The sequence below is a fragment of the Stenotrophomonas sp. ZAC14D2_NAIMI4_7 genome (assembly GCF_003086675.1).
GTDB lineage: Bacteria > Pseudomonadota > Gammaproteobacteria > Xanthomonadales > Xanthomonadaceae > Stenotrophomonas.
Genome location: NZ_CP025995.1, coordinates 2,853,706 through 2,878,737, shown reverse-complemented (window position 1 = coordinate 2,878,737; position 25,032 = coordinate 2,853,706). Strand labels below are relative to the sequence as shown.

23 protein-coding genes and 3 tRNA genes are annotated in these 25,032 nt (G+C 67.4%); 10 read left to right on the top strand and 16 right to left on the bottom strand.

Annotated elements, in window-relative coordinates; translation table 11 throughout:
- Positions 1-23: 23 nt before the first annotated feature.
- Positions 24-554 (top strand): DUF3011 domain-containing protein, encoded by a 531-nt coding sequence (locus C1922_RS13260; RefSeq protein ID WP_108750184.1) that lies wholly within the window; start codon positions 24-26, stop codon positions 552-554.
- A 172-nt stretch (positions 555-726) separates the two neighbouring features.
- Positions 727-930 (top strand): hypothetical protein, encoded by a 204-nt coding sequence (locus C1922_RS13255; protein ID WP_108750183.1) that lies wholly within the window; start codon positions 727-729, stop codon positions 928-930.
- 110 nt (positions 931-1,040) lie between these two features.
- On the opposite strand, the gene dxs is transcribed toward C1922_RS13255, so the two are convergent.
- The 10 genes from dxs to C1922_RS13205 form a co-directional block, all read right to left on the bottom strand.
- Positions 1,041-2,948, bottom strand: a complete 1,908-nt coding sequence (gene dxs / locus C1922_RS13250) for a 1-deoxy-D-xylulose-5-phosphate synthase (protein ID WP_108750182.1) — start codon at positions 2,946-2,948, stop codon at positions 1,041-1,043.
- A gap of 105 nt (positions 2,949-3,053) precedes the next feature.
- Entirely contained in the window at positions 3,054-3,719 is a 666-nt protein-coding gene (locus C1922_RS13245; protein WP_108750181.1) for an HNH endonuclease, read from the bottom strand.
- 355 nt (positions 3,720-4,074) lie between these two features.
- Positions 4,075-5,865, bottom strand: a complete 1,791-nt coding sequence (locus tag C1922_RS13240) for an acyl-CoA dehydrogenase C-terminal domain-containing protein (protein ID WP_108750180.1) — start codon at positions 5,863-5,865, stop codon at positions 4,075-4,077.
- Positions 5,866-5,923: 58 nt separating this feature from the next.
- On the bottom strand, positions 5,924-6,400 hold the full coding sequence (locus tag C1922_RS13235; protein WP_108750179.1) for an LEA type 2 family protein: 477 nt from the start codon (positions 6,398-6,400) through the stop codon (positions 5,924-5,926).
- A 140-nt stretch (positions 6,401-6,540) separates the two neighbouring features.
- Positions 6,541-7,095, bottom strand: a complete 555-nt coding sequence (locus C1922_RS13230; RefSeq protein WP_108750178.1) for a lipocalin family protein — start codon at positions 7,093-7,095, stop codon at positions 6,541-6,543.
- An 83-nt stretch (positions 7,096-7,178) separates the two neighbouring features.
- Complete coding sequence (locus C1922_RS13225; protein ID WP_108750177.1) at positions 7,179-7,754, bottom strand: hypothetical protein; 576 nt, start codon at positions 7,752-7,754, stop codon at positions 7,179-7,181.
- Between the two features lie 99 nt (positions 7,755-7,853).
- Positions 7,854-7,929, bottom strand: a tRNA-Phe gene (locus tag C1922_RS13220).
- Between the two features lie 46 nt (positions 7,930-7,975).
- Positions 7,976-8,051, bottom strand: a tRNA-Phe gene (locus tag C1922_RS13215).
- 247 nt (positions 8,052-8,298) lie between these two features.
- Positions 8,299-8,766, bottom strand: a complete 468-nt coding sequence (locus C1922_RS13210) for a hypothetical protein (protein WP_108750176.1) — start codon at positions 8,764-8,766, stop codon at positions 8,299-8,301.
- Complete coding sequence (locus C1922_RS13205; protein WP_108750175.1) at positions 8,763-9,227, bottom strand: hypothetical protein; 465 nt, start codon at positions 9,225-9,227, stop codon at positions 8,763-8,765. Before C1922_RS13205 ends, C1922_RS13210 begins: the two co-directional genes overlap by 4 nt.
- A gap of 128 nt (positions 9,228-9,355) precedes the next feature.
- Here C1922_RS13205 and C1922_RS13200 point away from each other — a divergent pair, with 128 nt between their 5' ends.
- Positions 9,356-10,117 carry a hypothetical protein gene (locus C1922_RS13200; RefSeq protein WP_108750174.1) on the top strand — a complete coding sequence of 254 codons (762 nt, stop codon included), beginning with the start codon at positions 9,356-9,358 and terminating at the stop codon, positions 10,115-10,117.
- 44 nt (positions 10,118-10,161) lie between these two features.
- Here the strand turns inward: C1922_RS13200 and C1922_RS13195 are convergent, their stop codons facing one another.
- Together C1922_RS13195 and C1922_RS13190 are read right to left on the bottom strand one after the other, a co-directional pair.
- The gene (locus C1922_RS13195) at positions 10,162-10,680 is read right to left on the bottom strand and encodes a thioredoxin domain-containing protein (RefSeq protein ID WP_108750173.1); all 519 of its coding nucleotides are present in this window, start codon (positions 10,678-10,680) and stop codon (positions 10,162-10,164) included.
- On the bottom strand, positions 10,677-11,195 hold the full coding sequence (locus tag C1922_RS13190) for a peroxiredoxin (RefSeq protein WP_108751595.1): 519 nt from the start codon (positions 11,193-11,195) through the stop codon (positions 10,677-10,679). The genes C1922_RS13195 and C1922_RS13190 overlap by 4 nt, the downstream gene beginning before the upstream one ends.
- A gap of 213 nt (positions 11,196-11,408) precedes the next feature.
- Between C1922_RS13190 and C1922_RS20535 the strand changes: the two genes are divergently transcribed.
- Entirely contained in the window at positions 11,409-11,585 is a 177-nt protein-coding gene (locus tag C1922_RS20535; RefSeq protein WP_199912179.1) for a hypothetical protein, read from the top strand.
- Positions 11,586-11,622: 37 nt separating this feature from the next.
- Here the strand turns inward: C1922_RS20535 and C1922_RS13185 are convergent, their stop codons facing one another.
- On the bottom strand, positions 11,623-12,183 hold the full coding sequence (locus C1922_RS13185; RefSeq protein WP_108750172.1) for a hypothetical protein: 561 nt from the start codon (positions 12,181-12,183) through the stop codon (positions 11,623-11,625).
- Positions 12,184-12,303: 120 nt separating this feature from the next.
- A tRNA-Ala gene (locus C1922_RS13180) sits at positions 12,304-12,379 on the bottom strand.
- Positions 12,380-12,476: 97 nt separating this feature from the next.
- Between C1922_RS13180 and C1922_RS13175 the strand changes: the two genes are divergently transcribed.
- The 3 genes from C1922_RS13175 to C1922_RS13165 all read left to right on the top strand — a co-directional run bounded on the left by C1922_RS13175 (position 12,477) and on the right by C1922_RS13165 (position 17,981).
- Entirely contained in the window at positions 12,477-12,773 is a 297-nt protein-coding gene (locus C1922_RS13175) for a Rho-binding antiterminator (RefSeq protein ID WP_108750171.1), read from the top strand.
- 120 nt (positions 12,774-12,893) lie between these two features.
- Positions 12,894-15,452, top strand: a complete 2,559-nt coding sequence (locus C1922_RS13170; RefSeq protein ID WP_108750170.1) for a Cache 3/Cache 2 fusion domain-containing protein — start codon at positions 12,894-12,896, stop codon at positions 15,450-15,452.
- A gap of 234 nt (positions 15,453-15,686) precedes the next feature.
- Positions 15,687-17,981, top strand: a complete 2,295-nt coding sequence (locus tag C1922_RS13165; RefSeq protein ID WP_312253308.1) for a TonB-dependent receptor — start codon at positions 15,687-15,689, stop codon at positions 17,979-17,981.
- A 76-nt stretch (positions 17,982-18,057) separates the two neighbouring features.
- Here C1922_RS13165 and C1922_RS13160 read toward each other — a convergent pair whose 3' ends face one another.
- Positions 18,058-19,236, bottom strand: coding sequence for a hypothetical protein (locus tag C1922_RS13160; RefSeq protein ID WP_159091970.1), 1,179 nt, complete (start codon positions 19,234-19,236; stop codon positions 18,058-18,060).
- Between C1922_RS13160 and C1922_RS13155 the strand changes: the two genes are divergently transcribed.
- Positions 19,235-20,371 (top strand): hypothetical protein, encoded by a 1,137-nt coding sequence (locus C1922_RS13155; RefSeq protein WP_108750167.1) that lies wholly within the window; start codon positions 19,235-19,237, stop codon positions 20,369-20,371. The genes C1922_RS13160 and C1922_RS13155 overlap by 2 nt on opposite strands.
- 36 nt (positions 20,372-20,407) lie before the next feature.
- Here C1922_RS13155 and rnd read toward each other — a convergent pair whose 3' ends face one another.
- Positions 20,408-21,484 carry a ribonuclease D gene (gene rnd / locus C1922_RS13150; RefSeq protein WP_108750166.1) on the bottom strand — a complete coding sequence of 359 codons (1,077 nt, stop codon included), beginning with the start codon at positions 21,482-21,484 and terminating at the stop codon, positions 20,408-20,410.
- A gap of 84 nt (positions 21,485-21,568) precedes the next feature.
- Here rnd and C1922_RS13145 point away from each other — a divergent pair, with 84 nt between their 5' ends.
- Both C1922_RS13145 and C1922_RS13140 read left to right on the top strand, forming a co-directional pair.
- Positions 21,569-23,446, top strand: coding sequence for a formylglycine-generating enzyme family protein (locus tag C1922_RS13145; protein ID WP_108750165.1), 1,878 nt, complete (start codon positions 21,569-21,571; stop codon positions 23,444-23,446).
- Positions 23,447-23,532: 86 nt separating this feature from the next.
- On the top strand, positions 23,533-24,432 hold the full coding sequence (locus C1922_RS13140) for a M48 family metallopeptidase (protein ID WP_108750164.1): 900 nt from the start codon (positions 23,533-23,535) through the stop codon (positions 24,430-24,432).
- Positions 24,433-25,032: the final 600 nt, after the last annotated feature.

Genomic DNA, 25,032 nt, shown 5'->3' with positions numbered 1-25,032 from the left:
CGTATTCAGGTGGAGACAGGTGGATGGCCAAGGAACTGCGTGGTTGGACGCTGGGCGCTCTGCTGCCCTTGCTGGCGCTGGCCGGCACGGCGCAGGCCCAGCGCTATGGCTACGACGAGCGTTACGACGATCGCGGCAGCAGTGGCATCGTGCGCTGCGAGTCGGTGAAGGGGCGCAGCAACGAATGCCGTCTGGACGGGCGGGCGCGCTTGATCCGCCAGCTGTCCGGCTCGCCCTGCGTGGAAGGTGATACCTGGGGCCAGTCGCGGTCGGGCGTGTGGGTGACCCGCGGCTGCCGCGCCGAGTTCGTCGGTGAATCACGGGGGGGATGGGGCGGCGGCCACGGCTGGGGCGGTGGTAACGGCGGCGGCCAGGTAATTGCCTGCCATTCCAACGATCATCGCCAGCAGTACTGCGATGCGCGGGTGCGCCGTGGCGTACGCCTGGTGCGGCAGGAATCGCGCAGTGCCTGCATCGAAGGCCGCAGCTGGGGCTGGGACCGTCGTGGGGTCTGGGTGAGCGATGGCTGCCGGGCGCAGTTCCAGGTGAACTGACGCACGTGTCGGATCACGTGCGAATCAGAAAAATCTGATAGCGATCACAGTTTTTTCATCGTATCGTCGGCAACCGGGGCGTCGTGGACGCCCCGGCCCGCGTCGCTGCCCGGCCCAGGAAGGGCCCGCCTCCGTCGCGGTTTCATACGCTGTTCCAAGGAGTGAGCAACGCATGTTGATCCGACTGCAATGCGAGCAGCGCCAGTGGCGCGTGCTGCACCCGGACAGGCCCGAACCGATCGGGTTCCGCGATGGCGTACGCGCCTTCGATTTCGCAGAAACACTGGCACGCCTGCATTTCACCGACACCGGCCAGCGCGCCGCCGTGCGCGTGGAAGCCAGCGGCGCATTTGTCGAGGCGATCAGCTACGGCTGAGGGCGGCCATCCACGCATGGCGTGGATCTACCGGGGCGTCGAGGTTAGGGTCAGAGCCCTTTCCTGCGGAAAGGGATCCGACCCCTTATCCACGCATGGCGCGGATCTACTCAGCTGGCCGCGCTCAACGGCGCTGCGCCATTGGCCAACTGCGGCCAGCGCTTGAGCACCGCCGCTCGGATGCCGGCCGCGTCGATCCCGGCCTCGGCCAGCAGGTCTTCGCGGCTGGCATGGTGCTGGAAGGCATCGGGCAGGCCCAGGTGCAGGATCGGGCGCAGCACGTCTTCTGCATTCAGCAGTTCGCCCACGGCCGAGCCGGCGCCGCCGGCCACCACATTGTCCTCAATCGTCACCAGCCCCTCATGCTGGGCGGCGATGGCCAGCACCAGCTCGCGGTCGAGCGGCTTGATGAAGCGCATGTTGACCACGCTCAGGCCCAGTTCGCGGCCCACCTGCTCGGCGGCTGGCACCGTGCTGCCAAAGGCGAGCAGGGCGATACGGCTGCCCTGCACGCGCAGTTCGCCCTTGCCGATCGGCAAGGTGGACAGATCGGTGCCGGCGGCAACGCCGGTGCCGCTGCCGCGCGGGTAGCGCACCGCGGCCGGGCCCGGGTGCTGCAGGCCGGTGCTGAGCATCTGCCGGCATTCGGCCTCGTCAGACGGGGCCATCACCACCATGTTCGGCACGCAGCGCAGGAAGCTCAGGTCCAGGTTGCCGGCGTGGGTGGCACCGTCCGGGCCGACCACGCCGGCGCGGTCAATGGCGAACAGCACGTCCAGGTCCTGGATGGCCACGTCGTGCACCAACTGGTCGTAGGCGCGCTGCAGGAACGTGGAATAGATCGCCACGACCGGCTTGCCGCCCTGGGTGGCCATGCCAGCGGCCAGGGTGACCGCGTGCTGCTCGGCGATGGCCACGTCGAAGTAGCGCTGCGGGTATTCCTTGCTGAAGCGCACCAGGCCCGAGCCCTCGCGCATGGCCGGGGTGATGCCGTACAGGCGCGGTTCGGCGGCGGCGGCATCGCACAGCCAGTCGCTGAACACATCGGTGTAGGTGGGCTTCTTGGCGCCGGCCTTGGCCACCAGGCCCTTGTCCGGATCGAATGGCCCCACGGCGTGATAGCCGATCTGGTCGCCTTCGGCGGGCTCGTAGCCCTTGCCCTTGGTGGTCATCACGTGCAGCAGCTTCGGCCCCTTGGAGGCGCGCAGCGTCTTCAGCGTGGACAGCAGGGCCGGCATGTCGTGGCCGTCGATCGGGCCGGTGTAGTGGAAGCCCATTTCCTCGAACATCGTGGAGGGCACGAACATGCCCTTCCAGTGTTCTTCCCAGCGCTTGACGAAGCGCGCGGGATTGTTTTTCTTGTCGCCCAGGATCTTCTTGCCGCCTTCGCGCAGCGCGTTCAAGGTGCGGCTGCCGGTGGCGCGGCCGAGCATCTTGGTCAGCCCGCCGACGGCCTCGGAAATCGACATGTTGTTGTCGTTGAGGATCACCAGCAGGTTCGGTTCGGGGTCCATGCCACCGGCGTGCATCAGCGCTTCGAAGGCCATGCCGGCGGTCATGGCGCCATCGCCGATCACCGCCACCACCTGGCGTTCATCGCCGGCGGCCTGGCGCGCGATGGCCATGCCCAGCGCCGCGGAAATGGAGGTGGACGAATGGCCGACCCCGAAGGTGTCGTACTCGCTTTCCTCGCGCTTGGGGAACGGCGCGACGCCGTCCTTCTGCTTGACCGTGTGGATGTCGTCGCGGCGGCCGGTGAGGATCTTGTGCGGGTAGGTCTGGTGGCCGACGTCCCAGACCAGCTGGTCGTGCGGGGTCTGGTACAGGTAATGCAGCGCCACGGTAAGTTCGATCACGCCCAGGCCGGCGGCGAAGTGGCCACCGCTCTTGCCCACCGATTCGATCAGGTAGGCGCGCAGTTCATCGGCGACCGCGCGCATCTCGGATTCGTCGAACGTGCGCAGGTCATCCGGGGTGCGGATGCGCGCGAGGCGGGGATAGCGGGCAGAGTCGATCATCGTGTTCGCACTTGTTCTGAACGGCCATTTTCGCCCTCAATCGGGGGTGGGGCAAGCAAACGCCGCTATCCGTGACAGGACAGTGACGGCTGCCGGTGGCGGTGTTCAGGTGCTGAGCTTGGAACGCTTGGGCAACTGCGCCTTCAGGAAGGCCATCTGGTCGGCCAGGATGTTGCGGTTGGACAGGATCAGGTGCTCGATCCAGCTGGGCCGGTACGGTACTGCCAGCAGCGGCATGCCGGCCTGCTGCGGGGTGCGGTCGCTCTTGCGCGAATTGCAGTGGAAGCAGGCGGTGACCACGTTTTCCCAGCAATCAAGGCCGCCCTTGGACAGCGGAATGACGTGGTCGCGGGTGAGCGTGGGGCGGTTGAACTGCTGGCCGCAGTACAGGCACAGGTGTGCATCGCGGGCGAACAGGGCCGGGTTGGTCAGGTTCGGCGTGGGGTCGATGGCGCGCGAACGGGCGTGGCCACGTGCGGCGATGATCGGGTGCAGGTCCATGCCGCTCTGCGTGCCGCTGAGCCGGTTGGTGCCACCGTGGATATGCAGGCAGGGATCGCCCAGGGTCCAGGCCACGGCGTCGCGGGCGTAGAGACAGGCCGCGTCCTGCCAGGTGATCCAGTCCAGTACACGGCCGTGGGCGTCCAGGGACAGCAGCCGGACCGTTCCGGGGCGGTGCAGGGTGCCTGCGTTGGGCGATGCTTCGGCGCCCGGAGCAGAAAACGAGGCTCCGGTTTCGATCAGACCCAAGCGTGTAGTGTCTGTCTCCATCGGGAAAACAGCTTATACCCGAATCATTGCGATTTGGATATCGCCCTGTGGGCGATATCCAGATCGCAGGATTCGGGTCCGCGCATTCCTCCTATCCCCCGCGCCGTTACGCATGCCATCCATGGCATGCGCCCTTCGGGCCGTTGCATAGCAGCGTTGGGAATCGCTCCTGCGATTCCCAGCGGCGCGCCCCCCTTAACAAAGGGGGGCTCTCCTCCATACACAGGGTTGGGGGGGGCAGGTGGAGGTCGGATCCCTTTCCGCAGGAAAGGGCGCTGACCCCGTTCCAACCGCCGCGCGGCGCGGTCGGGGTCGGATCCCTTTCCCGCAGGGAAAGGGCTCTGACCCCAAGGGCTCAGGCGCCGAAGCGTTCGTCGTCCATGGCCATCAGCGGGGCGGCGCCGGCCTGGATGGCGGCGGCGTGGCTGAGGGTGCGCGGCAGCACGCGGGCGAAGTAGAAGCGCGCGGTTTCGCGCTTGCCCTGGGCGAAGGCGGCGCCGTGTGCGCTGGCATCGGCGGCCGCTACGCTGCGCGCCCACCAGTAGGCCAGCACCACGTAGCCGGAATAGAACAGGTAGTCGTAGCTGGCCGCGCCCAGTTCGTCCGGGTTGCCGGCCGCGCGCTGCAGTACGTCCATCGTCAGCTTGCCCCATTCGGCGGCCTTGGCGCGCAGCGGGCCGATGAATTCGGCCAGGGCCTCGTTGCCCTCGTGTTCCTTGGCGAAGGCTTCGATCTCGGCCAGCATCAGCTTCAGGCCGGCGCCCTGGCTGGAGGCGGTCTTGCGGCCGATCAGGTCCAGCGCCTGGATGCCGGTGGTGCCTTCATACAGCGTGGTGATGCGGGCGTCGCGCGCCAGCTGCTCCATGCCGTGTTCGCGGATGTAGCCGTGGCCACCGAAGCACTGCAGCGCGTTGTAGGTGTTCTCGATGCCCCATTCGGTCTGGCAGGCCTTCGAGATCGGGGTGAGGAAGCTGACCAGGGTGTCGGCGCGCTCGCGCTCGGCCGCATCGTCGGCGCTGTGCGCCACGTCGATCAGGGTGGCCGCATGCAGGGCCAGCAGGCGGCTGCCTTCCACCAGCGACTTGATGGTCAGCAGCATGCGACGCACGTCCGGGTGCACCAGGATCGGATCGGCGGCCTTGTCCGGGAACTTCGCCCCGCTCAGGGCGCGTGATTGCAGGCGCTCGCGGCTGTACTTCAGCGCATTCTGGTAGGCGCGCTCGGACAGGCCGATGCCCTGCAGGCCGACGCCCAGACGCGCGGTATTCATCATGGTGAACATGGCCTGCAGGCCCTTGTGCGGCTGGCCGACCAGATAGCCCTGCGCGCCGTCGAAATTCATCACGCAGGTGACCGAACCCTTGATGCCCATCTTGTGCTCGATCGAGCCGCAGCGCAGGGCATTGCGCTCGCCGAGGTTGCCGTCGCGGTCGACCTTGAACTTGGGGGTGACGAACAGCGAAATGCCCTTGGCACCGGCCGGTGCGCCGGGCAGCTTGGCCAGCACCAGATGCACGATGTTCTCGGTCAGGTCGTGCTCGCCGGCGGTGATGAAGATCTTGGTGCCGGTGATCGCGTAGCTGCCGTCGGCGTTCGGCTCGGCCTTGGTCTTCAGCAGGCCCAGATCGGTGCCGCAATGCGGTTCGGTCAGGCACATGGTGCCGGTCCAGCGGCCTTCGATCAGGGGTTTGAGGAAGGCGTCGTGCTGCCAGGCCTCGCCGTGCTGCTTCAGGGCCTCGATGGCGCCGTGCGAAAGCAGGGGGAAGTTGCCCCAGGCCAGGTTGGCAGCATTGATCATTTCGTTCAGTGGCACGCTCAGGGTGTGCGGCAGGCCCTGACCGCCCAGTTCCGGGGCGGCGGTCAGGCCGGTCCAGCCCCCGTCCACGAACTGGTCATAGGCCTGCTTGAAGCCGGGCGGGGTGGTCACTTCGCCGCTGGCCTGGTCGAGCACGCAGCCGATCTCATCGCCCACGCTGTTCAGCGGCGCCAGCACGCTGGCACTGAAACGGCCGGCTTCTTCCAGCACGGCATCGACCACGTCGGCGGTGGCGTCGGTGAAGCCCAGGCGGGCGAACAGCGGTTCCACCTTGAGCACGTCGTGCAGGGCGAAACGGAGGTCGGAAAGCGGTGCGGTATAGCTGCTCATCGGGTACGTCTCGATCAGGGAACGGGGAGCGGCGACGGGCGCCGCGGCAGAGAAGGACTCAGCGCAGCACGCCGGGCAGGCCGGGGGCCTGGTTCAGGGTGCTGCGGCCGGAAATATCGAAACTGCGCTGCTTCTTGTCTTCGGGCGTGGCCGCGACCGTGCCCTTCAGGCCGTAGGCCAGGGTGCGGTTGCCGGCCAGCGCGTCGGCCACCACCAGGCGCGCGGCGGCGCTGGGGGTGAATTCAAGGGTGACCACATCGGCCGACACCCCGCCGATGGAAATGGCCGGGCGGGCCTGCAGGGTGCCCGCCTCGGTGTCGCCGACGGTCAGGGCCAGAGCCACGTCATCGAAGGTCATGGGCATGGAGCTGAAGTTCTGCAGGCGCAGGGCCACGGTCCAGCCGCCATCGGCGCGCACGGTCAACTGCTGCAGGCTGGCCGCCGGTTCCGAAACGCGCTTGACGATGCCATCGCTGCAAGCAGCCAGGGCCAGGGTACACAGGATGATCAAGGCGGTACGGAAGCGGTGGAGCATGGGCGCAGGTCCTCTGGAGAGCAGTGCGTGGAGTAAGCATACTACGGCGTATGGTTGAATGGATCGCCGCTGGCGACCTTCGCAAGGGTAGCGTGTGAAGATGGCGCGCTGCGGTCATCGCGCAGCGGTCACTGCGTGGCTCAGGGCGAGGCAGTCTCGACCAGCGGCGCCATCGTCCGCAGCGGCGCCAACTCGTAGCCCATCTGCTCGGCCCGCGCCTTCAACTGCTCGAACAGGGCGCGGTCCATGCGCGGCTCGCGCGACAGTATCCAGAGGTACTTGCGGTCCGGTTCGCCGACCACGGCCCACTGATACTCCGGGTCCAGGGCGATCACCCAGTAATCGGCCCAGACCAGCGGCACCCAGCTCAACCAGTCCGGAGCGAAACGCACTTCCAGCTGCCCGGGCTGGCCGGCCACCGGGCGTGCAACGCCATCGGCCTGCAGGTAGTCGCCGTCGCTGGTGCGGCAGCGGTTGCGCACGCTGATGCGGCCATCCTGGCGCAGGCCGTAGGTGGCGGTGATGTCGGCCACGCACTTCTTCTGGAACGACACCGGCAGGTGGGCGATTTCGTGCCACTGGCCAGCATAGCGGTCGATATCCAGGGCATCGACCGCGCGCACCGGTTCGGCCGCAAGGACAGCGGGCGTGGTGAGCAGCAGCAGGCAGGCAAGCAGGGCAGGGCGAAGGTGCATCGGCGGGCTCCGGCAGGGAACCCCGAGCGTAGGCGAGTCGCTGAGGCGGGATGTGAATGGCACCCCCGGCACGCAATTCGTGGCTACTTTCCGAACGGGGCGTGGCTGGATTCCTCGCCGTCGTGGGTCAGGGTGCGGGTATGCAGCATGCCCTTGCCCATGTCCCACTTGAACAGGTCCACGCCACCGCCGCCCTCGCCGTTGGCGCGCAGGCGCACCACGCCGCGAGTCTGGTTGTCCGTCAACAGAATCTGCGACGCGCCCTCGGCATCGACCATCAGGCCAATACGGTCACGGACAGGGGCTTCGCCCCGGCCTATCGGCGCGTCCAGGGCAAGACTCGCAGCGCCGTCGTCGAACGTTGCAATGCCGCCGCGTTCAGCTCCGGTGGCATCGAAGATGAGCAATCCAGCCGATCGGCTGCGCCTGCCGTCATCCATGTCGTCCTGGCTGATCTCCACGCGCACGGTGCCGCGATCGTCCAGCACCTGCAGTCTGCGTGTGGTCAATTCATCGATGTGCATAGGCGTATGGCCCTGCATGACCAGCCAGGCGATGGTGGCTGCCATGGGCACCAGCAGGAGTGCCAGGCTGGCGACCAGCCAATGCAGGCGTCGCAGCGCCCGATGCAGCTGGGGCAGGGTGGGGCTGTCGTCCATGTCGTCCTCGCTCCATGCGGTGAGTCAATGAACCTACTACAGATCGACGACAGCGACGCGGGCAAAAAAAAGACCTGCATTTCTGCAGGTCTTCATACATGGTGGCCGAGGACGGAATCGAACCGCCGACACGGGGATTTTCAATCCCCTGCTCTACCAACTGAGCTACTCGGCCCTGTATCTGGAAAAAAAAGACCTGCATTTCTGCAGGCCTTCGAAAGTGGTGGCCGAGGACGGAATCGAACCGCCGACACGGGGATTTTCAATCCCCTGCTCTACCAACTGAGCTACTCGGCCACTTGTTTCGTTGCAGCGAGGTCGCTGCCGAGGACGCGCATGTTACGGAGGTAGACCGCATTCGGCAAGCGTTTTGGCAAAAAACCTTCACATTGCCGTCTGCGCGCGCGCAAGTGCTTGATCCTGCGTGCGCGGCGGAATGCAAGCCGCCGGTGGGCGGGGGATGCCGGCTTCGGCCTGCTGCAGGGGCGGGGTGGTGAAGCTTGATTGAGCCTGCCAAGGCGATGCGGCCGGGCAGGGCGATGCACTAGCGGTAGGACAACCCACTGCTGGCCATGAAGCCCTTCGGGTCGAACACCGCCCAGGCCTCGCCCCAGTCGAAACGGGCGCGACCGGCGTTGAGCGGGCGTCCCAGCGCCTTGGCCAAGGCGCGGCGCATGAACGCGACTTCGGCATCGATGGCGGCCTGGGTGGGCCAGCCGTCTTCCATCGGCGCGCCGGGCAGCTGCACGCCGATGGACAGCATCGACAGCGCCTGCCCGTGGAAGCACAGGGCGACTGCCGCCGGCACGCCCTGCAGCTGAAGGGCGTGCAGGTGCAGCCACCGGTAGCCGTTGCCGAGGTCGCGGCTATGCTGCAGCAGCGGGGCAAAACCCGCGCATGCCTCTGCCAGCGTGAGCGTCGGCCCGATCCTCAGCGGCAGCTCACCCAGGCCGATGCTGCCGTCGGCGGCGTCGAAATCAAGCGCCCGCGGTGCGCTGCCAGGCGCACTCACGGTGCGAAGCGCACCTGTCGTGGATCGCTGACGTTGATCTGCGTCTGGTAGTAGTACTTGCCGCTGGGCTGCCCGCTGGCATTGATGAAGTCGATGCGGACCCGGCGCGCGGTGCCGCCCACCAGCAGGCGGCGGTTCTGCAGGTAGTCCAGCTTCAGGCCCAGCGCTTGTTCCAGTGCGGGGCGCAGCGCGGCATCCATGCTGAGGGTGATGTTCAGCGGGTGCCGGTAGTCGCGTTCGCTGTTGAGGTAGATGCGGCCATCGTCGCTGCCGACGGCCTGCACGCTCATGGCGAAGGTGCCGGAAATGCCGCGCGCTGGATCGTCCTGCGCGGCACGCACGGCTTCGTAGTTGCCGATGTAGCCGGGCACCGGCGGCGGCGCGGCAGCCAGGCGATGGGCGCAGCCGGTCGCCAGCAGCAGTGGGACCAGCAGTGAGGCCAACGGGGCGGGGCGATTCATGGCGCTTCCTTGTGCGTCGGTGGGTGTGCCGATTGTGGCCGCGCGTAGATTGCAGCTGCAAGCGCGCTGTCCAATCGGCCCGATGATCGGGCATGCTGGCCCGCGTACCACATTGACCAGGGAAGGACATGCCGAGGACCGCCGACGTTCATGCCATCGATTGGGGCGCGCTGCAGTGTGCCTATGGCGACGCCTCTGAAGCGGGTGCACTGCTGGCCGCGCTGATGGACCCGCAGCACGAGCAGGACTGGAACGACATCTGGTCGCATCTATGCCACCAGGGCACGGTCTACCCTGCCAGCCACGCCGCGCTGCCGGTGCTGCTGTCAATCGCGCGGCAGACCGGGCGCAGCGACGGCGATGATGCGCTGCTGCTGGCCGGTGCGATCGTTGCCGGCTCGGACGTGGGCGACCCAGGCCTGGCGCCGCACGGCGATGTCATCCAGGCGCTGCGCAGCAAGGTGCTCAAGCGCCTGCAGGGCAGTGGCCGGGAGGCAGTGCCGCTGTCCGGGGATGGACATGGCCCGCGTGGCTGGCTGCGCCAGGCGTGGCTGGGGCTGAGTGGTGAAAAAGCCTGGTCGCAGCACCTGGACCGGCTTGCCGAGGGCGAGCTCGTGGGTGAGTGCGTGGCCTGTTCGGCCGACCTGTACTGCACGCTGGATGTTGAAAGCCCGTATGTCTGCCATGAGGATCCGGTGTTCGGTGCCCCGTCGGCGACGTCTGCGCTGCTGCCCGGTGAACCGCTCGGCGTGGCCGAGGAGTGGCTGATGCAGCAGGTGCGCGGCGATGGCGATATCCGCGCCGAACAGCTGCTGGAACTGGCCTTCGGTCATTCCGTATGCAGTGCGTGCGGGCATCCGTTCGCGGTGCGCGAGTGCGTGCAGGCCTGAGCCGCAGGCGCCCTGCACGCGGCGGGCGGGCCGTTGTTGCAGAATCACATCGCGCGCTGCAGCGCCTGCAGCAGGGTGTCGTAGTCCCAGCTGTCATCGTGGCGCACGCCGTTGATGAAGAAACAGGGCGTGCCATTCACGCCGCTGCGCACGCCGCCCATGAAGTCGGCCTCGATGCGTGCATCGTCCGCGCCGGCCAATGCGGCGCGCACGCGTTCCGGCGGCAACTGCAGCAGTTCGCCATAGCGCTGCAGGTCATGCGGTGCCAGCGCACCCTGGCGTTCGTACAGCAGGTCATGGGCGCTCCAGAAGTGTCCGGCGTCGGCCGCGGCTTCGGCCAGGCGCGCGGCATTCAGGGCATCCGGGTGCATTTCGCTGAGCGGGAAGTTGCGGAACACCAGGCGCAGCGAATCGCCCAATGCCTGCTGCAGGGCCTTCACGATGGGGTAGGCCTGGCCGCAGTACGGGCACTGGTAGTCGCCATATTCGACCAGGGTGACCGCCGCATCGGCCAGGCCACTGGCATGGTCGCTGGCGCTGACGGGAACGTGCAGGCGGCTCATGGGGTCACCTCCGCTGCCGCCGTGCGCGGCAGGCGTGACAGCGCATCCAGAATGCCATCGGCACCGGGATTGATGCCCAGCGGCGACAGGTAGCTCCAGCGCACGATGCCCTGCGCATCGATCACGAACAGCGCACGTTCGCAGACCCCATCGTGCTCGCGATAGGCACCGAACTGCCGGGCGACGGCGCCCTTGGGTTCGAAATCGGCCAGCAGCGGGAAGTGCAGGTGGCGCTGTTCGGCGAACGCGGCGTGGCACCAGACGCCATCGACTGAGATACCGATCAACTGCGCGCCCTGTCGCTGGAACTCGGGCAGCAACTGGTTGTACAGGGCCATCTGGTCGCCGCAGACCGGGCTCCAGTCAGCGGGGTAGAAGGCAAGGATGACTGGGCGGCCACGCAGCTCTGCCAGGGTGACGGTCTGGTCGGGCGTGGCGGGCAGGCGGAAGTCGGGGGCGGGCGTTCCCGGCGGCAGCGGGGCGTGCGCAGGTTCGGGGCGGGGCAGGGAGGACATGGCGGGCTCCTGGCGGGATGGGATGGCGCGCGGTGGGTTCTGCATCGGCAGCGCCATCGTCGGCCGGTAGCGACGGGTTGCCCATTGCGCCTTGGTTTCCGCCGCTCATACCAGGGTATGCACGCGCCGCTCGCGGCAGCGCGACCACGGACTCACGGCCGCGCCGCTAGCGTGGTCGTGCAAGCCCGGCACGGTGCCGGTGCGGAGCCCGCCATGACTACTCCCCGCACGCCTTCACCCGCCGAAAAGGATGCCGGTACCCAGGAAAGCCGCCAGGACCAGCACCAGGACGACGTGGCCAAGCGCCGCCCTGGCCAGAACGATCAGAAGGTGCATGACGAGAACACGCGGCGACCACAACGCAAGGATGGGGGCCAGGAGCCGGGTTGAGTCGGTAAAGGGCGGGTCGAGGCTCCGCTGGCCAGGGTCATCCTGGTGGCGGCGTCTGCGCGGCGCGGGCCACTTCGGCGAACCAGTCGGCAAGTTCGTGCATGTCGATCTGCTGGATCAGCGCAGGATTGATGGGATCGACGGGTGCAGTCGGCAGGAGGGCGCCCGCGACCTCGATCGCGCAGTACCCCGTACCGTCGCAGAGGCCCGCCAGGTAGGAGGGGAGCGGGACGCCTTTCCACAGCGGAGCTGCTGACGGCCATGATTGCTGATCTTGCATCGGGCGCCAGCGACCGTAGGGGCGCACCTCGCTGCTGCGCTGTGCAAGCCAGCGGAGTGCCGCGTCCTTGGCCACGCGCGCGGCGTCTTCCAGCTCCCGATGCCCGGACACGATCCTGATCTTCTCCCGGATGCCGTCGTAAAACAGTTCGCGAAAGCGCAGAACGACGAGCAACTGACTTCCCTGCAACCGCGCTTGTTCAAGACCCAGCCCATGAGTGACGTCAGCGACGTAGCTGGGAATGTACTGGCCCTTCCAGCCGGGAATGAGGGTTGAAAGCGGGATCAGATGTGGATCGGATAGCGAGGCATGGTCCATGGGACCCCTTCCTGCATGTGGCGCTCCGCGCCGCGGGTACCCTCATCCTATCGGTCCCGGAAGCCCGTGCCCAAAGAAAAAGCCCGCAGATCACTGGGATCTGCGGGCTTTCCTGAAAAGTGGTGGAGCCAAGGAGGATCGAACTCCTGACCTCGTCATTGCGAACGACGCGCTCTCCCAGCTGAGCTATGGCCCCACGGCGAAGCCAGTGTAGCGCCGCCGCCGGGGACTTGCCAAGCCGCGTGGGCGGCAGTCGTGGCAGGCTGGGCGCCTTGACTGCCGGAAGACGCCCCATGACCGACTACCGTCCCATCGCGTGCGACCTGCACGACGTACTGGAAATCGCCTGCCTGCACCGCGCCCTGCTGCAGGTGGAACTGACCGAAGGCCGCACCTTCGTGGCCCGCGCGCGGACCACCGTCAGCACTGCGGACAAAGAGGAATTCCTGCTACTGGACGCCGATGACGGGGAGCAGTGCATCCGCCTGGACCATCTGCTGGCGGTGACCACGTTGGGCGCAGACGGCCTGCCCGGACCGCGTACCGTGCTGGCCGTGCCGGGCCCCGGCGAAGCTGAACAGGGTTTGTGAATCAAGGGCTTGGCGCTGTCAATAACCTGAAGCGGCTAGCCCAGGTGGCGTAAAGAGGACCAGAACGGTGCCGTTAAGAGGGAGCGTTTCGCGCGCTCCCTTCCACGGACATTTCCTCTGATGATGACCCCGGCTGCCTCCCGATTTTCCGCCTCGCCGCCTAAGCGGACCCTGACCATCGCAACCCGCCTGGCGCTGCTGATGGTGGCGATCACCACCGTGGCCTTCGCCGCGTTGGCAATCCTGATCTACCGCGATACGGCCGACAGCTACCAGCAGCGCGTGGCGGCTGGCCTGGATACCAGCACGGTGCTGATGCGCGATTCGGTGCAGCTGTATGACCGCAGCCTGGGCGAAAGCACCCAGCGCATCGCCGGTACCTTCCGCGCAATGCTGCCGCAGGGCGAGGCGCTGGCCGATGCCACCGCGCCCATCGACGTGGCCGGCCGCAGTGCGCCGTCCCTGCGCCTGGGCACGCAGGCGATCGGCCCGGCATCGACCGAGCTTGATCGCTTCGCCGAGGCGACCGGCGGCGTTGCCACCGTGTTCGTGCGTGACGGCGAAGACTTCGTCCGCGTGGCGACTTCGTTGCGCAACGCGCAGGGAGAACGCGTGCTGGGCACCGTGCTCGACCACGCCAACCCGGCCTATGCGCAAGTGCGCGCGGGGCAGGGCTACACGGGGCCGGCACACCTGTTCGGCACCGATTACATGACCCATTACATGCCGATCCCGGCGGCCGACGGCAGCGTGGCGGGCATCGCGTTCGTGGGGCAGGATTACTCGCAGGGCCTGGCCGCACTGAAGACGCGCCTGCGCGAGGCGACGCTGGGCCGCGAGGGCCGCTTCATCGTGGTCGACACGCGCCAGGGCAAGGACCACGGCCGCGTGCTGGCCGCCGCCGAGGGCGAAGGTGGCCTGCTGCAGGAACGCGTGGCCGCGGCCGATCTGCCGGCGTTGCAGGCCCTGCTGGATGGCCGCAGCACGCAGGCGCGTCTGCATCTGCGCCCGGCCGATGGTGGCCCCGAGCAGGCCTGGTTCGCGGCGGCGCAGCGCTACGGCGCCTGGCAATGGCTGGTGATCGGCCTGGAACCGGAATCGGTGCTGGCAGAGGTGCTGAACGGCCTGATGTTGCGCATCGCGCTGATTTCCATGCTGGCGCTGACCACCGTGGTCGTGCTGATCGTGCTGGTGGTGCGGCGCCTGCTGGGTCGTCCGCTGGCCGCAGCGGCGCAGGTCGCCCGCGATGTGGCCAGCGGGCGCCTGGACCGGGAAATCGATAGCGGCCGCGATGATGAGGTCGGCCGTCTGCTGGGGTCGTTGCAGCAGATGCGTGCCAAGCTGCGCGAGATCCTGCAGGCGCAGGCCACCATGAGCGAACGCCATGCGGCGGGCGCGGTCAGCCATCGGATCGACGAGCTGGCCTTCGAGGGTGAGTTCCGCGCCATGGTGGCCGGCACCAACGCGCTGGTGGCGGCGCACCTGCAGACCCAGCAGCGCATGGTGGCCCTGGTCCAGCGCTACGCCGAAGGCGATCTGCAGCAGACCATGGACGTGCTGCCCGGCGAACAGGTGGCGATCACGCAGGCGCTGAACGGCGTGCGCGGCAAGCTGCAGGGCATCAACGGCGAGATCAAACGGCTGGTTGCGGCGGCGGCGGCCGGTGATTTCAGCGTGCGCGGCGATGCACAGGCCTTCGCCAACGACTTCCAGCAGATGGTGCAGGGCCTGAACAGCGTGATGGCCACTGCCGATGACAACCTGCTGGCGCTGTCGGGCCTGCTGCGCAACCTGGCCGAAGGTGACCTGCGGCACCGCATCGACGGGCAGTCGCAGGGGGTGTTCGCGCGCATGCGCGAGGATGCCAATGCAACGGTGGGGGCGCTGGCCGGCATCGTCGGCCGCATCCAGCAGGCCGCCGCTGCGGTCAGCACGGCCGCTGCGGAAATCGCTGCCGGCAACGATGATCTGTCCCGCCGTACCGAACAGCAGGCTGCCAACCTGGAAGAGTCTGCCGCCTCGATCGAGGAAATGACCTCGGCCGTGCGGCAGAACGCCGATCACGCGCGCCGCGCAGATCGCCTGGCGACCGAGGCGGCCCAGGTGGCCGGGCGCGGCGGCGCGGCCATGGCCGAGATGGAAGCGACGATGGGCCAGATCGATGCCGCCTCGCGGCGCATCGCCGAGATCATCTCGGTGATCGATGGTATCGCCTTCCAGACCAACATCCTGGCGCTGAATGCCGCCGTCGAAGCGGCACGCGCCGGTGAGGACGGCCGCGGCTTCGCGGTGGTCGCCAGCGAGGTGCGTGCACTGGCACAGCGCTCGACGCTGGCCGCGGCGGAGATCAAGGGGCTGATCGAAGAATCGGTGGCGCGCGTGGCCGAAGGCAACGTGCTGGCCGGCGATGCCGGGCGCACCATCCAGGACGTGGTCGCCTCGGTGACCGAACTGGGCGGGCTGGTGGGCGAGATCGCCCATGCCTGCCAGGAACAGGCGGCAGGCATCGAACTGGTCAACCAGAGCATCGTGCAGATGGATGGGGTGACCCAGCAGAATGCCGCGCTGGTGGAAGAGGCGTCCGCTTCGGCGCGTTCCATGAGCGAACAGGCGCACGCGTTGCAGGACGCGGCCGGCCGCTTCGTGCTGCAGCGGCGCCCGGCACTGGCCACGGCGTAAGCGGAGGCATGGCAGGAAGGCGGCGGCGCAGGCTGCCGCTTTCCATCGGTGTACTTTGCCGCAGCGGGCGGGACGCGGACTGCGACGGGATGCGCAACGAAATCGTAACAATTCGGGCGATAATGGGCGCTTGCGCAGTGGTTTCCCCTCTACCGCCCGGCTTGCGCAGGCCGCCCGGACGTCTCCCAAGAGCTTTCGATGCCTTCCCATATCGCTTCCCGTCGTTCGACGGGCATGTCGTCTTCCTCGCTTTCCTTCCGCCGCCACCCGCTGGCCCTGGCCTGTGCCGGCCTGGCCCTGGCCGCCAGCTTCGGCGCCGCCGCGCAGGACAGCGCACCGACCCCGACCGGCCTGGACACGATCACCGTGACCGCCGAACACCGCGAGCAGAACCTACAGGAAGTGCCAGTGTCGGTGGGCGTGGTGCAGGGCGAGCGCATGCGCGATTTCACCGCCGGCGGCGATGACACCCTGCTGGCGCTGTCCGGCCGCGTGCCCAGCCTGTATGCGGAAACCACCACCGGTCGCATTTTCCCGCGCTTCTACATCCGCGGCCTGGGCAATATCGATTTCTACCTGGGGGCCTCGCAGCCGGTATCGATCATCCAGGACGACGTAGTGCTGGAACACGTGGTGCTGAAGTCCAACCCGGTCTACGACGTGGACCAGGTGGAAGTGCTGCGCGGCCCGCAGGGCTCGCTGTTCGGCCGCAACACCACCGCCGGCATCGTCAAGTTCGACACCCTGAAGCCAACCGATGAGTACACCGGCCGGGTCAGCGCCAGCTACGCTACCTACAACAGCGTGTCGGTCGATGGCGGCTTCGGTGGCCCGATCAATGACATCGCCTCGTTCCGCGTGTCGGCGCTGTACCAGCACCGCGATGACTACGTGGACAACACCTACCGTGGCCCCAGCGCCGACGGCACGGTCAGCCCGAAGAAGAACGCCATGGGCGGCTTCGATGACCGCAACGTGCGTGCGCAGCTGCTGCTCAAGCCCAGCGACCAGTTCTCGATCCTGGCCTCGGCCCACGCCCGCGATTACGACGGCACCTCGACCCTGTTCCTGCGCGGTGCGCTGACCAAGGGTTCGAACCAGACCGACGTGCCGCGCGACAAGGTGGCCTACGACGAAGCCGACAACAACCCGCAGGCCTACAAGACCTACGGCGGTTCGGTGAAGGCGATCTACGATTTCGGCGCGGTCGATTTCACCTCCATCACCGCCTACGAAACCACCTCCGGCTACAGCCGTGGCGACACCGACGGTGGCGCGGCGGCCGACTTCCCGTTCAATGGCGTGGCCAATGGCTACGGTCAGTCGATGGGGCAGATCCGTGACCTGGACCAGTGGACCCAGGAATTCCGCCTGGCCAGCCACGATGACAGCGCCCTGCAGTGGCAGGCCGGTGCGTTCTACTTCAACGGCAGCGATACCACCGATTTCTACCAGCGCGGATGGTTCCTGCAGGGCGCGGCGCGCAACCCGAACAACTGGGTGCGCCTGCGCAACAAGAACACCTCGTGGGCCGGTTTCGGCCAGCTCAGCTACGCCTTCACCGACAAGTTCAGCGTGACCGCCGGCCTGCGCCAGACCCGCGACGAGAAGCACACGCGCCTGCTGAAGACCGCCGACACCGCCGCCGGCGTGGTGACCTACAAGGGCCGTACGGACGTGAAGATGTCCGATACCACCCCGAGCTGGGACGTCAGCGCGATGTACCAGTTCAACCCGAACGTGAGCGTCTACGCCAAGGTTGCACGCGGCTTCCGCGGCCCGACCATCCAGGGCCGTTCGGCGGTGTTCAACGCTGATTTCACCACCGCCGACTCGGAGACCATCCTTTCCTGGGAGGCCGGCGTGAAGAGCAGCCTGTGGGACAACCGCCTGCGCCTGAATGCCACCGCGTTCACCTACACGGTCAACGACATCCAGCTCAACGGCAACGATTCGGACGGCAACGGCGTGCTGTTCAACGCCGACAAGGCCAAGGCCTACGGCTTCGAAGCGGACATGGAACTGCGCCCGGTTCCGAACCTGACCCTGAGCGCCGGTGTCAGCCTGCTGCACAGCGAGATCCAGGACAAGCGCGTGTATGCGCAGGTCTGCGGCCTGAACGGCCAGGTGGTGTGCACGGTGAACGACCCGACCATCAAGGTCGGCGCCAACACCTTCGCCCAGATCGATGGCAACCCGCTGCCGAACGCGCCGAAGTACAACATCAACTTCGCCGCGCGTTACGACATGCCGGTCAGCGATGCGGGCACGATGTTTGTGTCCACCGACTGGAACAAGCAGGGCTACACCAGCTTCGTGCTGTATGACAGCCAGGAGTTCAACTCCAAGGGTGATTTCGAAGGTGGCCTGAAGCTGGGTTACTCCGGCAACTACGGTGCCTACGAAGTGGCGCTGTTCGCGCGCAACATCACCAACGAGAAGAACCTGAAGGGTGTGATCGAGAACTACATGGCCGCGGTCTACAACGAGCCGCGCACCGTGGGTGTTTCGTTGAACATGAACTGGTAAAGCCTGTTTGATCCAGTAACGAAAAACGGCGCTCTTTGGAGCGCCGTTTTCTGTTGCAGGGGCTGGCGGCAGCCGTTCAGGGCGTGGCGCTGACGCCCAGTCCCAGGGCCGGATCGGACGGTGCGCTGGGGCCCAGCACCTGCAGTTGCATCGCTTCCATCCGCTCCAATACCTTGCGTTGCTTCGCGTTGAGCCCTTGCGAGGTGATCGCGATGTGCTTGCGTGCGGCGTCCAGCGGGGCCGGCTGGTAGTGCACGGTGAAACGACGCAGGGCGCAGCCGGTTACGTTCTGGACGGGCGCGCAGTCGCTCCCGTTGAAATCGACATCACCATCGCCGGCAACGATGAACGGGCTCAGCAGGATCTGCCCTTCGCGCGCGGTGAAGGCCAGCGGCGCATGGGCCTTGGCGATGACCGCCTGGATGCGCACGGCCGGGATGGTATCGGGGACGATCCGGTCTTCCCAGAACCCCTCCCTGGCTTCGGAGGTCTGGTAGTTCTGCGTGCCCCAGGACATGCAGTTGCCCGACGCGACGTGCACGGAGGTGCACACCTGCCGGGAGTGCTGGTCGGTCGCCGTGTAGGGCGGCACCCAGACCTTCTTCCACGAATAGAAGCGATAGTCCACGTCGGCCAAGCGGGTAGCGCCGATGTCCTTGGAGACCTCGTCCTTGTCGCCCAATGGCTGCAGCTTGGCCACCCGGGTGTTCAACCGATAGTTCTCCGCGCCATTGAGCAGGTAGGTGCCCGGCGGGATCAGATGGACTTCAAAGACGTCCATCAGCACCGTGCGCTGCGGGCCGTTTTCCAGTTCGTTGGTATTGAACAGCTGCACATAGCCCTGCGAGGGAATGTCCTTGTGCTGCCAAGACACGCGCGCGGAGAAACCGGGCAGGTCGGTCGAGCGGCGCCCCAGATGGAATCCGGTGATGGGAGAGCCGACACCGGGTCCACCGGTATGCACGACATACGGGGCCGGCACCAGGATGGCAACCAGACCGTCGCGGGTCGCGCCATCAATGATGTCCACCAGCTTGGCCCTGTTTTCCTTCTCCTGCCCGTAGGTTGGCCGCGTCGCGCTGCTGGCCATGGCGGGCACTGCCAGAAGCAGGGCACACGCTGCTGCGATCTTCAGGGGATTCATTGACGTCTCCTTGTCTGCACGGCGCAACCCTAGCACGGCGCCTGCGGCACGGCGGTGCAGGGCACCCTTGCATGCTAGGCTGCCGCGCTGTGTTGAACGGACCTCGACCATGATCCAGACGCTGTACCAGCAGTACGCCGACAGCCGCGCCGCCAAGGCCTTGATCGAACAATGCCGGGCCCAAGTGGTGAGCTGGCGCTGGGCCAGTGGTGACATGGCGCACGATGCGCCGTTCGCGGCCGAAAAGTACGGCGTGCGCCGCAGTCGCTGGCTGGAGGATGCGAAGGCGGACCCGGATGCGCACGTGCACCATGGGTTCGACGCGCAGGACCGCATCGTGATGGCCGTGGCTGACAACGGGGCCAGCACCACCGTGTGGTTGCACGGCGCCGAGCAGCGGCACAGCCTGAGCTTCTACCGTGGCGCACGCATTGCCTCGGCCCGCACCTGGCACGAGCCTGGCGGGCGGCTGCAGCGCAGTGAGCTGACCGTTGGCCATCGCGGTCATGACAGCACCTATCACTGGGAAGGCGAAGTGCTGCTGCGCGTGGTGGTGCGCAACTGGGAGGACGGGCGCCCGACCTGGTGGTGCCAGGATGTCTACAGCTACGATGAAGCCGACGCGCTGGACCGCATCGAACTGCAGTATCTGCAGGAAGACGGCACACCCACCGGCAGCCAGCGCCTGCAGTACCAGCGCCCGCGCCGCGGCGAAACCCTGGCCGCCGCCGCTGCCGATGTGGAACGCCGGCTGATGCAGGCCATCGCCACGCAGTTGCCGCTGATTCCTCGCGACGAGCCGCTGTATTGCCTGCTGCTGTGCTTCACCGATGGCGATTTCAGTTCGGCCTGGCCACCGTTCATCACCTGGGGGCGCCAGTCCTACCGGCAGGCGGTGCTTGAACGCGGTGAGGACGTTGCCTACTACCTGTGGGCACCGGACGAGATGCGTGCCGGCCAGCGCGACGAGGATGAGTGCTGGTTCGACGATCCGGCCCTGCTGGACGCCTGCAAGCGCCATGGCCGGTTGATGGAGCTGCGCGGCAGTACCACCTCGGCGATGCGCCTGCTCACGCGGGTCGCCGCATGGCTGGATGCGCCGGAACAGCGCGCCGTGCTGCACACCACCGAAGACTTCGTAGTGGCGGTGGCCGACAACACCGGCGCGGTGGACCCGCTGCCGGCGATGCGCAAGGCGATCGGTGCGCAGCGCTGGGCGCGCCTGAAGGCAGCCGGCTACGTGTGATAGGGGAGTGCCGCGCTGGTCAGGCGCGGCGGCGTGTCATGCCGGCAGCAGGGCCTGCAGGCGTGCTTCCAGTTCCTGCTGGCGCCAGCCGGCCAGCGCCGCCGGCCACAGGCGACGCTCCAGATAACTTTCCAGGTGCTTGCGCGAGGCCAGCACGCCATCGGCCAGACCCAGCTCGCGGCTGCGCTCGGCCACCGCATCCTGCAGCTTCTTGATGGTCTTTTTGTCGGCGTCGGTGGCCTGCACGGCCAGCGGTGCTTCGGCCTCATCGGGCAGCGGCGTTTCCAGCGCCTGCCACACGGCGGCGGTGAGCTTGCGCGGGGCTTTCGGGAACTGCTCGAACAGCTTGCCCAGCGCGGCCAGGTCGGCCGGGGGCGTGCGTGCCAGGGTAGCGGCCAGTTCGTTGTCCAGGATCCAGCTGCGCGGACGGTCGCTGCTGCGGGCCTGGCCGTCGCGCCAGCGCAGCAGGCGCAGCAGGCGGTGCTGGGCGGCCGCGTCGAGGAACTGTGCCGCGCGCATGCCCAGGTGCGGCCAACGGTCTTCATCGTTGGCAACGTTGGCCAGCAGGCGTTCGGCATCGTCCTGCAGCCACTGGCGGCGGCCCAGCGCCTGCAGCTTGGCTTCGATCGCATCGTGCAGGGCAAACAGATGCTCGACGTCGTCGGCGGCATACTGCAATTGCGATTCAGACAGGGGGCGGCGCATCCAGTCCGAGCGCGTTTCACCCTTGGCCAGTGTTACGCCGGTGATCTCCTGCACCAGCTTCTGGTAGCCCATGCCGCCGCCTATACCGGCCAGCGCCGCGCCCATCTGGGTGTCGAACAAAGGCCGGGGCAGCACGCCGCAGGTCCACTTGAAGGCCACCAGATCTTCGCTGGCGCTGTGCATCACCTTGATGATCGATTCATCGGTCAGCCACGGCGCCAGCGCTTCGGGCATGCCGGGAATCAGCGGATCGATCAACAGGATGTCGTTGCCCACGGCCATCTGCACCAGGGCCAGCTGTGGCCAGAAGGTGCGTTCGCGGATGAATTCGGTGTCCAGGCCGATACGGGCTGGGCGCTGCTGGCGATAGGCGTCCAGCTCGGCGGGGGTGGTGATCCAGATTGCCACGGGTGGGGGCCTGCTACTCGGGTTTGCTCAGGCAGGGGAGAATAGCCTAACGTCGGTGCGCACCCGTACCGAAGGAGCCTCCGTTTGCGTTTTGCCCTGCCGATTGCGCTGTGTACCGCCCTGGGCCTGGCCCTGGCCGCGTGTACGCCGTCGCCGCCTGCAAGTCCCTCGGCCGGCGAACCGGAACGGCCGCGGCCCAAGGTGGACGACACGGCTGCTGCGGCGGCGAAGGGCACGGTGACCATTGCCGGCGATGATGCCAGCGAGGACGTGCAGCGCTGGACCCCGGCACGGGTGGATCGGCAGGGGCGGACGCTGGCGCAGTTGCGCCGTGCCGCCGAGAAGGCGTTCAGCGACGGGCGGCTGTACGAGGACGGCGAGGCGGCCATTCCGCTGTGGTTGGCGGTGCAGGAAGAAGCCCCGGACGACCGCGCGGCCCGCGCCGGCCTGCAGCGCGCCCGGCAGCGCCTGCAGCAGCAGGCCGACGCCCTGCTGGCGCGGCCGTTGCAGCAGCGCGAGGCACTGGCCGAGGCAGGGCGGCAGGCGTTGGTGCTGCTGACCCTGGCGCCCAATGACCCCAAGGTACGCGCGCTGCAGAGCCGGGTGGAGACCGCCCAGCGCGTGGTGGCCTACAACCGCTCGGGCGAGGAGGATCTGCGCGCCGGTCGGGTGGGCGAGGACGGCGACGGGGCCATTCCGGCGTTCCGTGAGGCGCTGGCGCTGGATGTGGACAACCGCCGCGCCCGGCAAGGCCTGGCCGCCGCCGAAAGCGCGCTGATCCGGCGCGCCGAAGACGCCGCGCGCAGCCGCGATTTTGCTTCCGCCGGGGCCTGGCTGGCCGAAGCCAGCAAGGTGCGGGATTCCTCGCCGACCATCGCCGACGCGTTCGAACGCATCGAGCAGATCCGTGCCGCGACCCTGGTGCAGTTGCGTGACGGCGGGCTGCGCGACCTGCAGACGCCGCAGGGCCTGAAGCCGGCCCGCGAAAAGCTGGCCGAGGCCTTGCGCATCGCATTGCCGGGCGATGCCGTGGTGGCGCAGTTGCGCGAACGCATCGACCTGGCCACCCACTACGGCAGTTTCCGCCCCGGGCAGGTGTTCAGCGACCCCCTGCGGGATGGCGGGCGCGGGCCGCAGATGATCGTGGTCCCGCATGGCGGCTTCCAGATGGGCGCCGGTGACACCGAACCGGGTGCCAGCGACGCCGAGCGACCGTCACACTACGTGCGGTTTGAGCGTGGTTTTGCCATGGCGATCACCGAGGTGACCGTGGCCGATTTCGAGCGTTTCGTGAAGGCCACCAACGCGCGCCCGCGCGCGACCCGCCGCGGCCACTCGGTGGTGTACGACGAGCGCAGCGGCAACTTCATCCGCCGCAGCGGCGTGGACTGGCGTTCGGACTACGATGGCAGCCGCGCGATGGGCAATTCGCCGGTGATGCATGTAAGCGTGCGCGATGCGGAAAACTACGCCACCTGGCTGTCCGAACAGACCGGTCGCGGCTACCGCCTGCCCAGCGAAGCCGAGTTCGAGTACGCACTGCGGGCCGGCGGCAGTGGCCGCTACCCGTGGGGGGATGCCGGCCTGCCGCCTGCGGGCAGCGGCAACTACACCGGCAGCCAGGATGTTTCCCCGTCGGGCCGGCACTGGCACAACGCCTTCGTGGGCTATGGCGATGGCTGGTGGGGGCCGGCGCTGGTGGGCAGCTTCCAGGCCAATGCCTTCGGCCTGCACGACATGGGCGGCAACCTGAGTGAGTGGGTGGCCGATTGTTGGCATTCCAGCTACCGCCGCGCCCCCTCTGATGGCGTGGCCTGGTACAACCCGGGCTGCCGCTCGCGGGTGATCCGTGGTGGCAACTGGGCCAACGCGCCCGAGCAGACCCGTGCGGCGTGGCGGCAGTCCCAGGATTCGGACACCACCAACGCCCGCATCGGCTTCCGCCTGGTGCGCGGCATCTGATGCACCTGTTTCACCCCGCGCAGGCGGCGCCGCACTAAGATTGCAGCGTGCCCGCCGGCCGGCGGGGTCCGCCGGAAGACCTGCCGATGCGCAACGATCCCTTTTCCCGCTCTCCGCAACAGGGCTCGCCACGGCGCGGCCTGTTCGGCAACATCCGCTGGTGGGTACTGCTGCTGGCTGCCGGCTATGCCGCGTACTACTGGTTTTCCAACCGCACCGTGGACCCGTACACCGGCGAGAAGGTGCTGATCGACAGCAGCCTGGATGCCAGCGAAGAACGTGCGCTGGGCTTGCAGGCCTACCAGCAGATCCTGGCGCAGGAGCGGCCGCTGGACCCCAATGCGCAGATCTCGCGCGATATCCGCGCCATCGCCCAGCGCCTTATCGCCAAGGTGGACGTGGTGGAAACCGCGCTGGCGCAGGAACACGGGCTGCAGCCGGGACACTTCTCCCGCGATTTCGAGTGGGAAGTGAATGTCATTCCCAGTGAGCAGGCCAATGCCTTCTGTCTGCCCGGCGGCAAGATGGCGGTGTACACCGGGCTGGTACCGGTGGCGCGCACGACCGATGCCATGGCGGTGGTGATGGGGCACGAGATCGCCCATGCGCTGCTGCGCCATGGTGCACAGCGCATGGCCCAGCAGAAACTGACCCAGATCGGGCAGATGGCCGGTGCGGCCAGCGGCATGGATGCGCAGCAGCAACAGATGATGATGTCGGCGATGGGCTATGGCTATCTGCTGCCGTACGCGCGCAGCCACGAGACGCAGGCCGACGAAGTGGGGCTGATGCTGGCGGCGGCGGCGTGCTTCGACCCGCGCGAGGCGATTCCCCTGTGGCAGCGCATGGGCCAGGCCAGTGGTGGCCAGTCGCCGCCGGAGTTTTCGTCGACCCATCCCAATCCCGGCACCCGCATCCAGAACCTGCAGGCATTGATGCCGAAGGCGCTCGAGTACCGGCAGAAATTCTGCGAGCCGGCGCAGTAGGGGATGTGCGGCAGGGCTTGCAGCCCTGCACCTGCTGGAAGCCAGCGCAACGGCAACGTCAAAGGCGGGTTTCCTGGGGATGGCAGGGCGGTGTTCTGCTCTGGTAGGTGTCGACCTTGGTCGACACAGTAGCCCTGCACCTGCTGGAAGCCAGCGCAACGGCAACGTCAAAGGCGGGTTTCCTGGGGATGGCAGGGCGGTGTTCTGCTCTGGTAGGTGTCGACCTTGGTCGACACAGTAGATCCACGCCACGCGTGGATGATTCATTCGGCATCTGACAGGCGTGTCGACCAAGGTCGACACCTACCGACAGCTGCGGGGATCTATCAGAGGTGGGGCGCGGATAGAGCCAGCCATGCGTGGATGCGTTTCGAATTCAATTCGAAATTCTTGATTCCCACAGAGATTCATCCACGCATGGCGTGGATCTACTGTGTCGACCAAGGTCGACACCTACCAACAGCCGCGGGAATCTGTCAGAGGCGGGGCGGTGTGGGTGGGCAGGACCGCAGGCGCCATGGATGGCGCCTACGAGCCTTATCTGATGGAAATCTGGCAGCGTAGGTGTCGAGAGCCGGCGTGGGCCGCCGTATGAGCCTG

Coding starts and splice junctions, on each gene's coding strand:
- C1922_RS13260 (WP_108750184.1), top strand. CDS start 24: ATGGCCAAGGAACTGCGTGGTTGGACGCTGGGCGCTCTGCTGCCCTTG.
- C1922_RS13255 (WP_108750183.1), top strand. CDS start 727: ATGTTGATCCGACTGCAATGCGAGCAGCGCCAGTGGCGCGTGCTGCAC.
- dxs (WP_108750182.1), bottom strand. CDS start 2,948: ATGATCGACTCTGCCCGCTATCCCCGCCTCGCGCGCATCCGCACCCCG.
- C1922_RS13245 (WP_108750181.1), bottom strand. CDS start 3,719: ATGGAGACAGACACTACACGCTTGGGTCTGATCGAAACCGGAGCCTCG.
- C1922_RS13240 (WP_108750180.1), bottom strand. CDS start 5,865: ATGAGCAGCTATACCGCACCGCTTTCCGACCTCCGTTTCGCCCTGCAC.
- C1922_RS13235 (WP_108750179.1), bottom strand. CDS start 6,400: ATGCTCCACCGCTTCCGTACCGCCTTGATCATCCTGTGTACCCTGGCC.
- C1922_RS13230 (WP_108750178.1), bottom strand. CDS start 7,095: ATGCACCTTCGCCCTGCCCTGCTTGCCTGCCTGCTGCTGCTCACCACG.
- C1922_RS13225 (WP_108750177.1), bottom strand. CDS start 7,754: ATGGACGACAGCCCCACCCTGCCCCAGCTGCATCGGGCGCTGCGACGC.
- C1922_RS13205 (WP_108750175.1), bottom strand. CDS start 9,227: ATGAATCGCCCCGCCCCGTTGGCCTCACTGCTGGTCCCACTGCTGCTG.
- C1922_RS13200 (WP_108750174.1), top strand. CDS start 9,356: ATGCCGAGGACCGCCGACGTTCATGCCATCGATTGGGGCGCGCTGCAG.
- C1922_RS13195 (WP_108750173.1), bottom strand. CDS start 10,680: ATGAGCCGCCTGCACGTTCCCGTCAGCGCCAGCGACCATGCCAGTGGC.
- C1922_RS13190 (WP_108751595.1), bottom strand. CDS start 11,195: ATGTCCTCCCTGCCCCGCCCCGAACCTGCGCACGCCCCGCTGCCGCCG.
- C1922_RS20535 (WP_199912179.1), top strand. CDS start 11,409: ATGACTACTCCCCGCACGCCTTCACCCGCCGAAAAGGATGCCGGTACC.
- C1922_RS13185 (WP_108750172.1), bottom strand. CDS start 12,183: ATGGACCATGCCTCGCTATCCGATCCACATCTGATCCCGCTTTCAACC.
- C1922_RS13175 (WP_108750171.1), top strand. CDS start 12,477: ATGACCGACTACCGTCCCATCGCGTGCGACCTGCACGACGTACTGGAA.
- C1922_RS13170 (WP_108750170.1), top strand. CDS start 12,894: ATGATGACCCCGGCTGCCTCCCGATTTTCCGCCTCGCCGCCTAAGCGG.
- C1922_RS13165 (WP_312253308.1), top strand. CDS start 15,687: ATGTCGTCTTCCTCGCTTTCCTTCCGCCGCCACCCGCTGGCCCTGGCC.
- C1922_RS13155 (WP_108750167.1), top strand. CDS start 19,235: ATGATCCAGACGCTGTACCAGCAGTACGCCGACAGCCGCGCCGCCAAG.
- C1922_RS13160 (WP_159091970.1), bottom strand. CDS start 19,236: ATGGTCGAGGTCCGTTCAACACAGCGCGGCAGCCTAGCATGCAAGGGT.
- C1922_RS13140 (WP_108750164.1), top strand. CDS start 23,533: ATGCGCAACGATCCCTTTTCCCGCTCTCCGCAACAGGGCTCGCCACGG.